At 55.9% G+C, this 13,186-nt stretch carries 11 protein-coding genes; 6 read left to right on the top strand and 5 right to left on the bottom strand.

Features of this window, described 5'->3' with window-relative positions; all coding sequences use genetic code 11:
• Positions 1-8 precede the first annotated feature (8 nt).
• The 6 genes from ACM67E_RS09185 to ACM67E_RS09160 all read left to right on the top strand — a co-directional run bounded on the left by ACM67E_RS09185 (position 9) and on the right by ACM67E_RS09160 (position 8,936).
• Positions 9-2,177 carry a primosomal protein N' gene (locus ACM67E_RS09185; RefSeq protein WP_416191149.1) on the top strand — a complete coding sequence of 723 codons (2,169 nt, stop codon included), beginning with the start codon at positions 9-11 and terminating at the stop codon, positions 2,175-2,177.
• A gap of 147 nt (positions 2,178-2,324) precedes the next feature.
• Entirely contained in the window at positions 2,325-2,609 is a 285-nt protein-coding gene (locus ACM67E_RS09180) for a PepSY domain-containing protein (RefSeq protein ID WP_416191148.1), read from the top strand.
• 365 nt (positions 2,610-2,974) lie between these two features.
• Positions 2,975-3,733, top strand: coding sequence for a spore coat U domain-containing protein (locus tag ACM67E_RS09175; protein ID WP_416191147.1), 759 nt, complete (start codon positions 2,975-2,977; stop codon positions 3,731-3,733).
• A gap of 187 nt (positions 3,734-3,920) precedes the next feature.
• Positions 3,921-4,649 carry a molecular chaperone gene (locus ACM67E_RS09170; RefSeq protein ID WP_416191146.1) on the top strand — a complete coding sequence of 243 codons (729 nt, stop codon included), beginning with the start codon at positions 3,921-3,923 and terminating at the stop codon, positions 4,647-4,649.
• Positions 4,636-7,368 carry a fimbria/pilus outer membrane usher protein gene (locus ACM67E_RS09165; protein WP_416191145.1) on the top strand — a complete coding sequence of 911 codons (2,733 nt, stop codon included), beginning with the start codon at positions 4,636-4,638 and terminating at the stop codon, positions 7,366-7,368. The genes ACM67E_RS09170 and ACM67E_RS09165 overlap by 14 nt, the downstream gene beginning before the upstream one ends.
• A 554-nt stretch (positions 7,369-7,922) precedes the next feature.
• The gene (locus tag ACM67E_RS09160) at positions 7,923-8,936 is read left to right on the top strand and encodes a spore coat U domain-containing protein (RefSeq protein ID WP_416191144.1); all 1,014 of its coding nucleotides are present in this window, start codon (positions 7,923-7,925) and stop codon (positions 8,934-8,936) included.
• 189 nt (positions 8,937-9,125) lie between these two features.
• Here the strand turns inward: ACM67E_RS09160 and ACM67E_RS09155 are convergent, their stop codons facing one another.
• The 5 genes from ACM67E_RS09155 to ACM67E_RS09135 all read right to left on the bottom strand — a co-directional run bounded on the left by ACM67E_RS09155 (position 9,126) and on the right by ACM67E_RS09135 (position 13,148).
• A complete protein-coding gene (locus ACM67E_RS09155; protein WP_416191143.1) occupies positions 9,126-9,275 on the bottom strand; it encodes a hypothetical protein in 150 nt (49 codons plus the stop codon).
• Positions 9,272-10,594: an ATP-binding protein gene (locus tag ACM67E_RS09150; RefSeq protein ID WP_416192768.1), complete on the bottom strand. Its 1,323-nt coding sequence runs from the start codon at positions 10,592-10,594 to the stop codon at positions 9,272-9,274. The genes ACM67E_RS09155 and ACM67E_RS09150 overlap by 4 nt, the downstream gene beginning before the upstream one ends.
• Positions 10,595-10,785: 191 nt before the next feature.
• A complete protein-coding gene (locus ACM67E_RS09145; protein ID WP_416191142.1) occupies positions 10,786-11,454 on the bottom strand; it encodes a response regulator in 669 nt (222 codons plus the stop codon).
• A 104-nt stretch (positions 11,455-11,558) separates the two neighbouring features.
• Positions 11,559-12,383 (bottom strand): undecaprenyl-diphosphate phosphatase, encoded by an 825-nt coding sequence (locus tag ACM67E_RS09140; RefSeq protein WP_416191141.1) that lies wholly within the window; start codon positions 12,381-12,383, stop codon positions 11,559-11,561.
• A gap of 315 nt (positions 12,384-12,698) precedes the next feature.
• Positions 12,699-13,148, bottom strand: coding sequence for a GatB/YqeY domain-containing protein (locus ACM67E_RS09135; protein ID WP_416191140.1), 450 nt, complete (start codon positions 13,146-13,148; stop codon positions 12,699-12,701).
• Positions 13,149-13,186: the final 38 nt, after the last annotated feature.

Here is a 13,186-nt window from a genome sequence, read left to right as displayed (position 1 = left end):
TTTTGCTCATGAATTATCACTACGTCGCCTTGAACGTGCCGCTTTCAGACGGCCTTTTGACTTATGCCCACCCCGAAGCCCTGCCTGCGGGTACGCGCGTGGTGGTGCCTTTTCGCAACAAACCGCAAATCGGCGTGGTGTGGGCAAACGGCATCGTGCCCGACATTGACACCGCCAAAATCCAAAGCATTCAGACGGCCTTTACCGACGAACCGCCGCTGCCCGACGACTGGCGCGCGCTGCTGGCGTTTACCGCGCGCTATTACCATTATCCGCTGGGGCAGGCCGTTTTTACCGCGCTGCCGCAGGGTTTGAAGGAAACCAAAGCGGCGGAGCTGCCCGAACCGCCGCTGTTTTACGCGCTGAACGAAACCGGCAGGGCGCAAACGCCGCCGCCCGAACGCTTCCGAAAAAAGCGCGCACTGTGGGACGCATTGCTTTCAGACGGCCTCACGCTCGAATCCCTGAAAAAAACCAACGCCCAAGCCGGCAAATTATTGGAAGAATGGGCGGAACAGGGCTGGATTGAACGCCGCGGAGCAGCCGCGCCGCAGTTAAGGCCGTCCGAACATGTTTTGAACGCGGCGCAACGGCAGGCCGCGCAGGACATTCAGACGGCCTTCGGGCGTTTCCAAACGTTTCTGCTTTACGGCATCACGGGCAGCGGCAAGACGGAAGTCTATTTCGATGCCGTCGCCGAAGTGTTGGCGCAGGGGAAACAGGTGTTGTTCCTGCTGCCCGAAATCAACCTCACGCCGCAGCTTTTGAAGCGCGTGCAAGACCGTTTTGCCGATGTGCCGACCGCCGTGCTGCACAGCCAGACCGCCGCCGGAAAACGCACGCAGGATTATTTGCGCGCCATGACCGGGCAGGCCAGGCTGGTTATCGGCACGCGGCTGGCCGTGTTCACGCCGATGGCGGATTTGGGTTTGATTGTGGTGGACGAAGAACACGACGCTTCGTTCAAACAAGACAACGAGCTGCGCTATCACGCTCGAGATTTGGCCGTTTGGCGGGCGAAGCAGAGCGGCTGCCCGATTGTGCTGGGCAGCGCGACGCCGAGTCTGGAAAGCTGGCACAAAGCGCAAAGCGGTGCGTACCGCCTGCTCGAATTGGCCGAACGCGCCCACGCCGCCGCGCAGTTGCCGCAGGTGGAGATTTTAAACGTAGGCCGTCTGAAACTGGACAACGGCTTTTCGCCGCAAGCCTTGAAATTGCTGAAAGAGAATTATGAAGCGGGCGGCATGTCGCTGGTGTACCTCAACCGGCGCGGCTTTTCGCCGGCTTTGTTTTGCGGCGACTGCGGCCATACCTTCGGCTGTCCGAACTGCTCGGCCAAGATGGTGCTGCATCAGCGCGCGCGGCAGTTGCGCTGCCACCATTGCGACCACCGCCAACCCGTTCCCTACAAATGCCCCGACTGCGGCAATCAGGATCTGACCGCCGTCGGCCACGGCACGCAGCGCGTGGAAGAAACGCTGCGCAATTTTATTCCGCAAGCCGCAGTCGTGCGTGTCGACCGCGACAGCACGGCGCACAAAAACGATTGGGCGGATTTGTACCGCCGCATCGCCGCCGGCGAAATCGACATTCTGGTCGGTACGCAGATGCTCGCCAAAGGCCACGATTTCGCGCGGCTGAATCTGGTCATCGTGCTGAACGCCGACGGCAGCTTATACAGTTCCGATTTCCGCGCGCCGGAAAGACTGTTTGCCGAACTCATGCAGGTATCGGGGCGTGCGGGACGCGCCGACAAAGCAGGGCGCGTGTTAATCCAGACGCAATTGCCCGACCATGCCGTGTTCGCTGCCGTCAAAGCGCAGGATTACCGCCTGTTCGCCGACAGCGAATCAGCCGAGCGCGAAATGTTCGCCATGCCGCCGTTCGGTTTTCAGACGGCCATACGCGCCGACGCGCCGAATGTGGCGCAGGCGATGGATTTTTTAAACGGTATCAAGGCGGCGGTTGAACCTTTGCTGCCGGAGGGCGTCTCCGTTTTCGGCCCCGCGCCCATGCTGATGGTGCGGCTGGCCGAACGCGAACGGGCGCAGCTTTTTCTCGAATCCGCCTCGCGCAAAGACCTGCACCATGCCGTGAGTCTGTGGGTGCAGGCCTTGCAGCAGAACCGCAACCACAAAATCCGCTGGAGCGTGGACGTGGACGTGCAGGATATGTAGCGTGAGGCCGTCTGAAAAATTTTCAGACGGCCTTTACGTTTCTTTAAAAGCCGCTAATTCAAAGCTAATTCGGGTTTGGTTTAATACACCCATCGAAACAAAACATTCTCTCTGAAAACAAAACACATCCCCCTGAAAGGAAACGCAATGAAAAAAATCATGTTGACCGCCGTGATGGCTTTGATGGCCGGCTCCGCTTTCGCCAACGACCGCATCGAACACCAAGTCGAAAGCGATCCGAAATACCAAGCCATTGCCGAAAAAGCCGCCAAAATGCTGGAAGCGCGCGGTTACCAAGTGCATGACGTGGATGCCGACGACCATCTGGGCAAACCGGCTCTGGACGTGGAAGCGGTAAAAAACAATCAGGAATACGACATCAAACTGTCTTATCCGGATTTGAAAATCATCTACGAAAAACGCGATTACTAAAATGAAGTGAACAGGCCGTCTGAATATTCAGACGGCCTGTTTATTTGTCTATGCCCTTTGAAAACAGTGCGGCCGGCAAGTGCCGTCATCAATTGCGCACATCCGTTATGCCTGCCTGTTCGGTTAACGGTAGCGGAACAGGGGCAAATACCGTTTTTACCGGAATATAAAAGTGAAAAAGTACCCGTGTGCAAAATTCTGCTGTTTTGTTTTTCAGGTAAATAATATCCGTTTGTCGCTGATACAATCCGCTTGTCGTTGTTTAAAAGCTACAAAACAGCCGTTCAGACGGCCTGTTTTTTATGAAAATCGAATTTTATCTTGCTAAGGACAGTCGGCAGGGGGAATAATCACACCAAGCCTTAATGCAGTGGTTTTACTGTTCGGAAAGTGGTTTTCCCGACGGTGAAAATCAGGCATCGGATAAAAAATCTGCCCAGGGGAAACAGGGTGAAAAGCTGTTCCGAAAGGCAGGGGAAAACACTCAACCAAATATAAAACAAGGAAACTTACTCATGAAAAAACTCTTCGTACTCTCTTCCGTGGCAGCCGCTCTGATGGCTTCCGGTTCGGCTTTTGCATTGACACCGACTGTTGCTGCTCCTGCAGCGGCAAATCCTGCTACTGCGGGTAAACAATTCAATGTTTCTGTTCGCATTCTTCCTGTTTGTGAAGTGGTAGTATCATCCAGCTCAAAACCGGACACTAATACACCTTGGGTTGCTGCTGGTGCAGATATTGATTTCGGCGAACATCAATCCAATGCTGGTGAACAGAGACAAATCAGCAAAGCTGCCGATGGTGCGGGTATTGAGGTGAAATGTACTAAAGGTACGCCTTACGGTATCGGTTTGGTACCGAGTAACGGTAATCTTATCGGTCAAGGTGTGATGAATGCGGTAACTTCCGGTAATGCCGACACGGTTCCTTATACACTGCATCAAGATGACAGCTATAACAAGGCGTGGGGTGATACTTGGAAAGTCAATACCAAAGATGTAGCTTCGGGTAATGGTTTCACTACTGCTGACAAACATATCGTTTATGCCAAAATCGACGATGGTGAGTTGGATAAGAAAGCCGACCGCTATACTGATACAGTAACCGTTAAAGTTTATTGGTAATTTTTCTTACAGAGTAACACCGTCTCATCAGACGTTACGTTCCTGCCGTTATTTCTGCACTTGCGGGAATAACGGCATCCATCTTTTGAACACCTGAAAAATATTCATTTTGGGTTTGCATAACAAAAAAATTTCAGACGGCATCAAGGCCGTCTGAAAAAATCACCGATACCGGCAGGAAAACGCAATGACACGATTCAAAAAACCATCCGCACTGCTCGGCTTGATGCTGGGCGCAGCTTTTCCGACCCTTCACGCGGCAGGGATGCAGATTACCCCCACGGGTTTGAGCCTGCCTGCCAAGCAACGGGCGGGGGTGTTTACGCTTTCGAATACGGGTAAGAAACCGCTGACCGCACAGGTGCGCGTGTTCCGCTGGACGCAGGATGCCGAAGGCAAAGACGTGCTGGTGCCTTCGCGCGACGTGCTGGCCAGCCCGCCGATGGTAAAACTGGCGGCGGGGGCGCAGCAGCAGTTTCGCGTGGTGCGGGCCAAGCCTGCGGCTCAGGGCGCGGTGGAGGAAGCCTACCGCTTGGTGGTGGACGAGCTGCCCGCTCCTGACGAAAAGCCCAAAAGCGGTCTGAATTTCGTGTTGCGCTATTCCGTGCCGGTGTTCCTGAACCAAACCGATTCTCCCGAAGCGAAGCTGCAATGGCGGGCTGCGTCGGCGGCGGGCGGCAAAACGCTGCTGACCGTGCAGAATACGGGCGGCGCATATGCCCAGTTGAGCGGCCTGGCCGTGAAAACGGGCAAGGGCGAGAAAAACCTGATCGGCGGGCTGGCGGGCTATGTGCTGCCCGGCAGCCGCGTGCAGTACACGCTGGATGCCGCGCCGTCGTCGTTCGGTAAAGGCGGTTTTTCCGTCAAGGTCAACGGCAGGGCATTGCAGCCGGAGGTACGGTTTGCCGCGCCCTGACGCTGCGTTTCCCTTAAAACAGATTGTTGTCGGGGTGTGGCTGTGCTTGTGCACGCTTCAGGCATCCGCGCAGCAGGATGCGCCCGCAGCGGCTGTTCATACGGCGGAAAAGCTGACCATTTACCCGCAGGTAACGGTAAACGGCAGCCTTTCAGACGGCGCCTATCCTTTTTTGCAGGACGGCGAACGTTTGTTTGTCCGTCTTGCCACGCTTGAGGCGATGGGCATCAAGGTGCCGTCTGAAAACCTGAAAACCGCCCGCAGTACGGCAGATGCCGCTGCCGACGGCGGCATCGGTGCGTCCGTACAAACCGCATCCGAAACCGCCGAATCTGAAGCTGCCCCCGAAGCGGCCGCGGACGGCAAAAACGTATCCGAAGCGGCGGGGCAGGGCGTTTCAGACGGCCTGAATACGCCGTCTGAAAATCCGTCCGACCCAACATCCGAACCGTTAACCGAAGCGCAAACCAAACCGCAAACCGGAGCCGTGCCGGAAGGAAAACCGCATGACGCTTCGGCTGAGCAGGCCGGCAAGCCGTCCGAACCGGAAAGCGGCAGCGGCAAACCGCCTGTTCAGACGGATGATACCGCAGACAAAACATGGTTCGAGCTGTCGGCCATTCCGCGTTTGGAAGTGCGCTACAACGCCGCCGAGCAAACCCTTGCGCTGACCGCGCCGCTCGAGTGGCTCGACCGTCCCGTTACCCGAATCGGTGGCGATCAAGACGAAGCCTACGCCGTCGCCCGCCCGGGTTTCGCGGGCGTATTGAACTACGATTACAACCATACCCGCAGCAGCGACGGCAGCAGCCAAGGCATTTTGGCCGAAGCCCGTTTGGCCACGCCGTTCGGCTATCTGAGCCACAATCACATTTGGAACGAAAACCGTTCGTCGGCAGGCGGCGGCAGGTCGGATACTTCGCGTCTCGACACCTATTGGCGCAGCGTTTGGGCGGAAAAAGGACTGGCCTTTACCGCGGGTGATTTGACCACGGGCGGTATCGGCGGCAGCGGCGGTTCGCGTTTGGGCGGCATCAAACTCGAACGCACTTACAGCGTGCAGCCGTGGCGCAACACCGCCCCGCTGCGTACTTTTTTGGGCGAAACCACGTTGCCCGGCACGGTCGATCTGTATCTGAACGGCGTGAAGCAGTACAGCCGCGAAGTGTCCGCGGGCGGTTACGAAATCATTTTGCCCCCCAGCGTGAGCGGCAGCGGCATGGCGCAGGTGGTGGCCACCGACGTACTCGGCCGCACCGTGGTCGTCGATATGCCGCTTTACGGCGGCAGCGGCCTGTTGGCCAAAGGCTTGAGCGAATGGTCGCTCGAAGCGGGCTATCTGCGCAAAGACTACGGCATCAAAGATTTTTCCTATGATAAACAGCTGGTTGGCAGCGGCACCTTGTGCTACGGCATCAGCAGCTTCCTGACCGCCCAAGTTCATGCCGAAGGCGGGGGCGGCTATCGGAAATTCGGCGCGGCGGCGACATCGGTGCTCGGTTCGCTCGGCCAGCTCGACCTCAGCCACACGCAGAGCTATTTCAAAGGACACAGCGGCGGCTCGAGCAGCGCGTTTTTCAGCACCAGCCGCAGGAGATGGTCGTTCGGTACGGGTTTCAGCGTGAGCGACGACCGCTATACCGGCATGGGCGTGATTCTTTCCCCCGCCGATTATGCGCCCGAAAACAGGAAAAACCGCACCGCTTCCGTTTCCGCAAGCTGGAACGGCAACCTGGCCGGTTCGTTCAACGCGTCCTATGTTTACAGCCGCAGCGGCAGCGACAAGGCCGACAAAATCGGCACGCTGGGCTGGAACCGCAATTTCGGCAACCGCGTCAGCGCAGGCATCAGCGCAAGCAACAATTTCAACGGCAGCAAAGAGCGCAGCATCTACGGCAGCCTGTCGTTCAGTTTCGACAAAGGCTATTCGTTCAACGTGGGCGGACGGCGCGACAACCTCGGCAGCAACGCCTACAACCTCAGCCTCAACAAATCCGGCAGCGGCCTCAACAGCCCGTCGTGGGGCATCGGCTGGGAGCGCGAAACCGACGACGACCGCAGCAGCGGCCGTCTGAACGGCCACCTCAGCGTCAACACCCAATACGGCGACCTGCGCGGCGGCGTGTACGGTACGGGCGGCCAAACCAACTACAACGCAGGCTGGCGCGGCGGACTGGTGCTGATGAAAGGCGGCCTGTTCGCCACCCGCCATGTCCACGACAGCTTCGCCGTCGTCGATACCCGCATCGGCGGCGTGCCCGTTACCCTGTTTGACAACCGCATCGGCAAAACCGACCGCCGCGGCCTGATGCTCGTCCCCAACCTGTCGGCCTACCGCAAAAACAACATCGGCATCGACATTACCGACCTGCCTTACGATATGAAGGCCGAGCGCGCCAAAGCCCAAGCCGTGCCGTCTGAAAAGTCCGGCATCGCCGTCGAGTTCAACATCAGCCGGATGCGCGCCGTTTCCCTGACGCTCAAAGCCCCCGACGGCGGCTTTATCGAAAGCGGCAGCATGATACAGGCCGACAACGGTCAACCCGCCGCTGTGGTCGGCTTCGACGGCCAAACCTTTATCGAAAACATCGGCGAAGGCCGCAACCGCTACACCGTCAACCGCGCCGACGGCGGCGGAACGTGCAGCTTCGAAATCGAATACCGCGAACCGTCTTCAGACGGCCTGCCCGATTTGGGCGAAGTGGTGTGCGGCGGATAGGCCGTCTGAAAAAGCACGGAACGGTTGCAAACCGCTTGGATACAAATGTTGCTTCTGTCATCGGGAAACGGCGGTGCGGTTTGATAAAGCCGGTCTGTTTGGTAGGAAACAATCCGTCTTCAGACGGCCTGAGACCTTCGAAAAATTGAGGTTAAACCTGAAAATCTATGTCCGTCATGAGCTGCGCAAGTCCGCTGTGCTCCCCCCGCGCAGGCGGGAATCCAGAATTTTAACTTTCTGTAATTCTGAAATATTCCTGAAACCGTCAGGTCTGGATTCCCGCCTGCGCGGGAATGACGAATGGGCATTTTTGAATATTTTCGGGTTTGCAAATGTTTCAGGCCGTCTGAAAAAAGCATGGAACGGCAGCAAACCGCTTTGATAAAGCCGATCTATCCGGTGGGAAACATCCTTTCAGACGGTCTGCCCGATACGGGGAAGCGATGCAGGGAACAGGCCGTCTGAAAAAGACAGCAGATTTGTTGGATACAGAGAAAATGAACAGAACAAACCGAACAGCTCACACAAAAAAAGCCGTATGGCAAAGAAGATTATTGACCGGTGCATTCGCAGCCGTGGCGGGGTTTTCGTTTCAGACGGCCAAAGCCGGTTGCAGGGTAACTATTCAAAACCCCGTCCGGATGCCCGCCGTCAATTTTGCGGAGAATACGGGCTTGGAAACCGTTATCGAACTGACGGCCAATTGCACTCGGAATACGAATGTTCCTATGGACAAGGAAAATACTTTTCACGTCTGTGTCGGCATGGATGGAAGCAGACATGGCATTAAGCAGGTTGCCCCCCGTTATCTGTACGTCAGCGGTAATAACCGAACCGCGGGATTGGCCTACGACATCTATACCGATCCTGCATATATCCATAGCATTTATTCCAATACCTATCTTCACGGCAATGAGCCTGCACGTATCCTGTACACAGCTGTTACCGTTCCGCCTGGAGTCAGTACGGCACAGGGGAAAATGCATGCTTATGTCAAGATAGAGCCGGGACAAAACGTACCGGCGTCTGCAGATCCTTACACCGCCAATTTCAGTCACGGGTCGGTGGCTGTAAAAGTCGGCGAAATAGGAGACTGTCGTAAGGATAGAGGGGGCTGGTCGTCCGATTTGAAGGATATTGGCGGTTTCGCGATGCAGGTTACCGTGATTAACAGCTGCAAAATCGAAGCCCCCGACAACATCGATTTCGGCGACCAGTCGATTCGTTCGAAAAACATGATCGGACGGACAGCGGTCAGGGTCAATTGCCCGAAAGACACGCCGTACACCGTCGGCCTGAGTTCCAAATACGGCGACAAAACGGGCAACGGGAAAATGAAGCACAAAAACGGCACCGCCCTGATTCCCTACGCCCTGCGCGCCAGCGCATCCCAAAACGGCGAATATTGGGGCGACAGCGGCAACGTCGATCAGCCCCGCGGCAGCCGTAAATTCATCGGCACGGGCACGCAGGAAGTCCACCCTGTTTACGCCACCATCGCCGACATCCCCGCCGACACCCCAGCAGGCGATTACGAAGACACCGTTACCGTGAACGTGTATTACTGATTGTCTGTGGTGCAGTCGGTTTGGTAGGTACGGTCAGCTTGGTAGGTACGGTTAGCCGCCCGAAGCAGCGTAACCGTACGCAAAACGACAAGGCCGTCTGAAAATTACTGTCCATCCGGTTTAATTTTCAGGAGGGAGGATTTCAGACGGCTTGGTATTTGATTTGAATGCGTACAGGAAGTACGTTTATCAGTAGGTACGGTTAGCCGCCTGAAGCGGCGTAACCGTACAAAACGACAAGGCCGTCTGAAAATCGAATTTTTCAGACGGCCTTTGATTTAATACGGGAGTTTCAGGCCGTCTGAAACGGGCGCGGCGGGTTTTTGCGAAGCTGTTCAAGCCTGTAGAAAGCGTTTGTCCAAAACCGCGCGTATCAGCAGGCCGTGTGCGAATTGGGTGCTGTCGGTCAGTTCCAAGCGGCCGCCGTAGCGTTTGGCGATGGTGTCGGCGATGGACAGACCCAAGCCCGTGCCTTGCTGCTCCGTGCCCAAAATGCGGTAAAACGGATCGAGTACGCGGCTGCGTTCGGCGGCGGGAATACCTTCGCCGTCGTCTTCTACCCATAAGGTCAAATGGCTTTCGGTTTCGTCGAAGCCCAGGTCGATTCGGCCGCCTTCGGGCGTGTAGAGAATGGCGTTGTCGGCGAAGATTTTCAGCAAGGTATAGATTTCGGTGTCGTCGGCGTAAAAGGTACAGTCGTTTTCCGTCGCCACGCCCAAATCCTGATTTTTGGCGGCGGCGTTGGGCAGCAGCTCCTGCACCACGCGACAGAACAGGTTTTGCACGCTGAGGGCGGTTTTACGGCGCGGGGTGTCGGCGGATTGGGCGCGCGCGAGGGACAGCAGTTGCTCGAGCAGGTGGCGGTTGCGGCTGATGCTTTTTTGAATCTGCTGCGACTGCGAACGCGCTTCGGTCGGCAAATCCATGTTGTTCAGGCGTTCGGCCTGTAGGGAGAGGGCGGTCATCGGGCTGCGCAGTTCGTGGGCGGCATCGGCGATGAAACGCTGCTGCTGGCGGATGTTTTCGTCGGTGCGGCCGAGCAGGTGGTTGATGGCGTGAACAAAGCCCCTGATTTCGCTGGGGAAATGTTCGTCGTTTAAGGGCGACAAATCATTGGCGGCGCGGCGTGCCAAATCCTGCGAGGCGGCATGAATCGGCCTCATGGCCTGATAAACCAGCCAGACGCACAGGGCGAGGATGACGGGCAGGGCGGTCAGAATCGGGACGATGCTGTTCCAAGCCGATTGTTCGGCCAGATTGTTGCGGTATTCGATTTCCTGCATAACCGCGATTTTGCCCTGCGGGGTGGTGCGGACGAAAACGCGGTATTCGTCATTGTCGTCATCGTCGAGTGCGGGCAGGGTGTAGAGGCCGTCTGAAAGCTGCGGGGAAACGGCAACAATCGGGTTGGCGGCATTCGGAAGCTGGACTTTGATTTCCGCGTCGTTTTCGCTTTCGGGCGGGGTTACGGGGGCGGTCGGGTTGATGTAGGCGGCGGTTTGTTCCAGCAGCTCGTCCTGCATCGATTCCACTTCGTCGTAAGTATCGTAAAACGCAAAACCGCCTGCCATCAGGGCGAGCAGAAGCAAGAGGGCGGTCAGGCCGAGGCTCAAACGGATTTGCAGCGAGTGTGTCAGGGTGTGGAGAAGGGATTTCATGGTCGGGTTCGGTGGTTTCAGACGGCCTGCGCCGTTTGCCGGATTCCAATGGGGCGGAAATTTTGCATCATGCCGGTTGTCGGTTTCCTGTCTGCAGGTGTTTGGTTTTGGGGAGTCCATCGCAGGCCGTCTGAAAACGGGGTGGAACGGAAAAGCGGACCGGTCGGGTTCAGGTTAAGGGCAAGCCGTTTTCAGACGGCCTTTTTCACCAGCCAGCCCACGCCGCGCACGTTTTGGATGTGGTCTTTGCCCAGTTTTTTGCGCAGGGCGTGAATCAGGAAATCGACGGCGTTGCTTTCGACTTCCTCCCCCCAGCCGTAGATTTTGTCTTCCAAATCATTGCGCGACAAAATCATGCCCGGCCGCATCAGCAGGGCCTGCAAAACGGCGAATTCTTTATTGCTCAGGGCGACGGGCGCGTCCTGACCTTCAACCTGCGCCTGATAAGTGGCCGGGTTGAGGGTAATCACGCCGTTGGTCAGCAGCGATTGCGGCTGGCCGCCGTGCCGCCGTAACACGGCACGCATCCGCGCCTTGAGTTCGGCCATGTCGAACGGTTTGACGATGTAGTCGTCCGCGCCGCCGTCCAAGCCGTTCAGACGGCTGTGCAAATCGTCGCGGGCGGTCACAATCAGCACAGGAACGGTACAGCCGCCGCTTCTCAGTTGCGCCAATACATCCAGCCCGTCTTTGCCTGGCAAGCCCAAATCGAGCAGCAGCAAATCGTAGCTTTGCGCCGCGACCGCCGCCGCGACCTGCGCGCCGTGTTTGACCCAATCGACGGCGTAGCCACTGTCTTTCAGGTTGGCGGTCACGGCTTCGGCAATCATGGCATCGTCTTCAACCAACAATACGCGCATGGCGTTTCCTTTTTATGCGAAAAGATTTTATAGTGAAATGAGAAAGATACAAGGGGCGTCTAACGAAGTAGATTTCTGATTTTGGGTCACTGTAAAAATCCGATTTATTCAGCCCATTGCACCCAACCCATCGCCCAAGTCAGCAGAATCAGGCCGCCGAAAACAATGCGGTAATAGGCAAACGGCACATAGTTTTTCGTTGCCACAAATTTCAGCAGGGCTTTCACGGCCAGCAGACCGGCCAAGAATGCAGCGACAAAACCGACGGCAATCAAGCCGATGTCTTGCAGGGTGAAAAGTTTGTAGTGTTTCAAAATATCGTAGGAAGTTGCCGCAACCATCATCGGCACGGCCAAAAAGAACGAAAATTCGGTGGCGACTTTGCGCTCCAATCCCCACAGCATACCGCCCATGATGGTGCTGCCCGAACGCGAAGTCCCCGGCACCAATGCACAAATCTGCGCACAACCGACCACAAACGCGTCAATCGGGCGCATGTCGTCAACATTCGTTACTTTCGGCACACGGCTTTGCTGACGCTTCTCCACCCACAAAATAAAAAAACCGCCCAATACCAGCATAGTGGCTACGGTAATCGGGTTAAACAGATACTGTTTGATTTCCGAGCTGAATAATACGCCGACCACCGCAGCCGGCACAAACGCCACGGCCAAGTTCAGCACAAAGCGGTTGGCTGCACGCTCTTTGCCGATGCCGCGGATGATGTTGCCGAAACGTTGGCGGTATTCGAAAATCACCGCCAATACCGCACCCAATTGAATGGCAATTTCAAACACTTTGCCGTTGCTGTGGAAATTCAGCAAATCGCCGACCACAATCAAATGGCCGGTGCTCGAAATCGGCAAAAACTCGGTCAGACCTTCGACAATGCCCAAAATCAGGGCTTTTAACAGCAATAAAATATCCATCAAATCTCTTTCAAACAATCTTTCACATGATACCGAAGATGTATTTCCTTTTTAACGCAAAGTCTTAGGAAAAATGAAATTATAGTGAATCAAAAAAGAAATCTACTTTGTCGGCTGTGCCTTGCCATACTGTCTGCGGCTTGCCGCCTTGTCTGATCTCTATTCTAAACGGCTATATTTCACTATATTTTTTATGATGGCATGATACACAGGGAAAGTTAGGATGGAATTAGGCCGTCTGAAAAACAAACTGCATCGGAAACGATGGTTCATGCCAAGCTTTCCGATGCAGTTTTTCAGACGGCTGTCGAACGTTTATTTTGCAGTCAACGCTTCTTTCAAAATTCGGTTGACGTCGGCCATATCGGCTTTGTCGCCCAATTGGGTTTTCAACACGCCCATCACTTTGCCCATGTCGGCCATGCCGGTGGCACCGGTCATGGTAATGACGGTATCGACGGCGGTCTTGATTTCTTCATCGCTGATGCGCTCGGGCAGGTAGCGGTTGAGCACTTCGATTTCGGCAGCTTCTTTTTCGGCCAGGTCGGTGCGTCCGGCTTCGGTGTAGATTTTCGCGCTGTCTTTGCGCTGTTTGACCATTTTGGTCAGAATGGCGGTAATTTTGGTGTCGTCGGCTTCGGCGCGTTCATCGACTTCGTATTGCTTGATGGCGGCGTTAATCAGGCGGATGGTGCTCAAAGACAGTTGGTCTTTGGCTTTCATCGCGGTTTTCATGTCTTCGTTGATTTGGGTTTTCAGGGTCATGATGTTCTCCGTGGGGTTCAGACGGCCTAAGATGGCGG

The organism is Neisseria sp. CCUG12390 (assembly GCF_047837985.1).
GTDB lineage: Bacteria > Pseudomonadota > Gammaproteobacteria > Burkholderiales > Neisseriaceae > Neisseria.
Note: the sequence above shows the minus strand (reverse complement) of the source record. Positions and strands in the feature narration are given on the sequence as shown.

Bases quoted from the DNA above. Each gene is read 5' to 3' on its own strand.
- ACM67E_RS09185 (WP_416191149.1), top strand. From the start codon at position 9: ATGAATTATCACTACGTCGCCTTGAACGTGCCGCTTTCAGACGGCCTT.
- ACM67E_RS09180 (WP_416191148.1), top strand. From the start codon at position 2,325: ATGAAAAAAATCATGTTGACCGCCGTGATGGCTTTGATGGCCGGCTCC.
- ACM67E_RS09175 (WP_416191147.1), top strand. From the start codon at position 2,975: ATGCAGTGGTTTTACTGTTCGGAAAGTGGTTTTCCCGACGGTGAAAAT.
- ACM67E_RS09170 (WP_416191146.1), top strand. From the start codon at position 3,921: ATGACACGATTCAAAAAACCATCCGCACTGCTCGGCTTGATGCTGGGC.
- ACM67E_RS09150 (WP_416192768.1), bottom strand. From the start codon at position 10,594: ATGAAATCCCTTCTCCACACCCTGACACACTCGCTGCAAATCCGTTTG.
- ACM67E_RS09145 (WP_416191142.1), bottom strand. From the start codon at position 11,454: ATGCGCGTATTGTTGGTTGAAGACGATGCCATGATTGCCGAAGCCGTG.
- ACM67E_RS09140 (WP_416191141.1), bottom strand. From the start codon at position 12,383: ATGGATATTTTATTGCTGTTAAAAGCCCTGATTTTGGGCATTGTCGAA.
- ACM67E_RS09135 (WP_416191140.1), bottom strand. From the start codon at position 13,148: ATGACCCTGAAAACCCAAATCAACGAAGACATGAAAACCGCGATGAAA.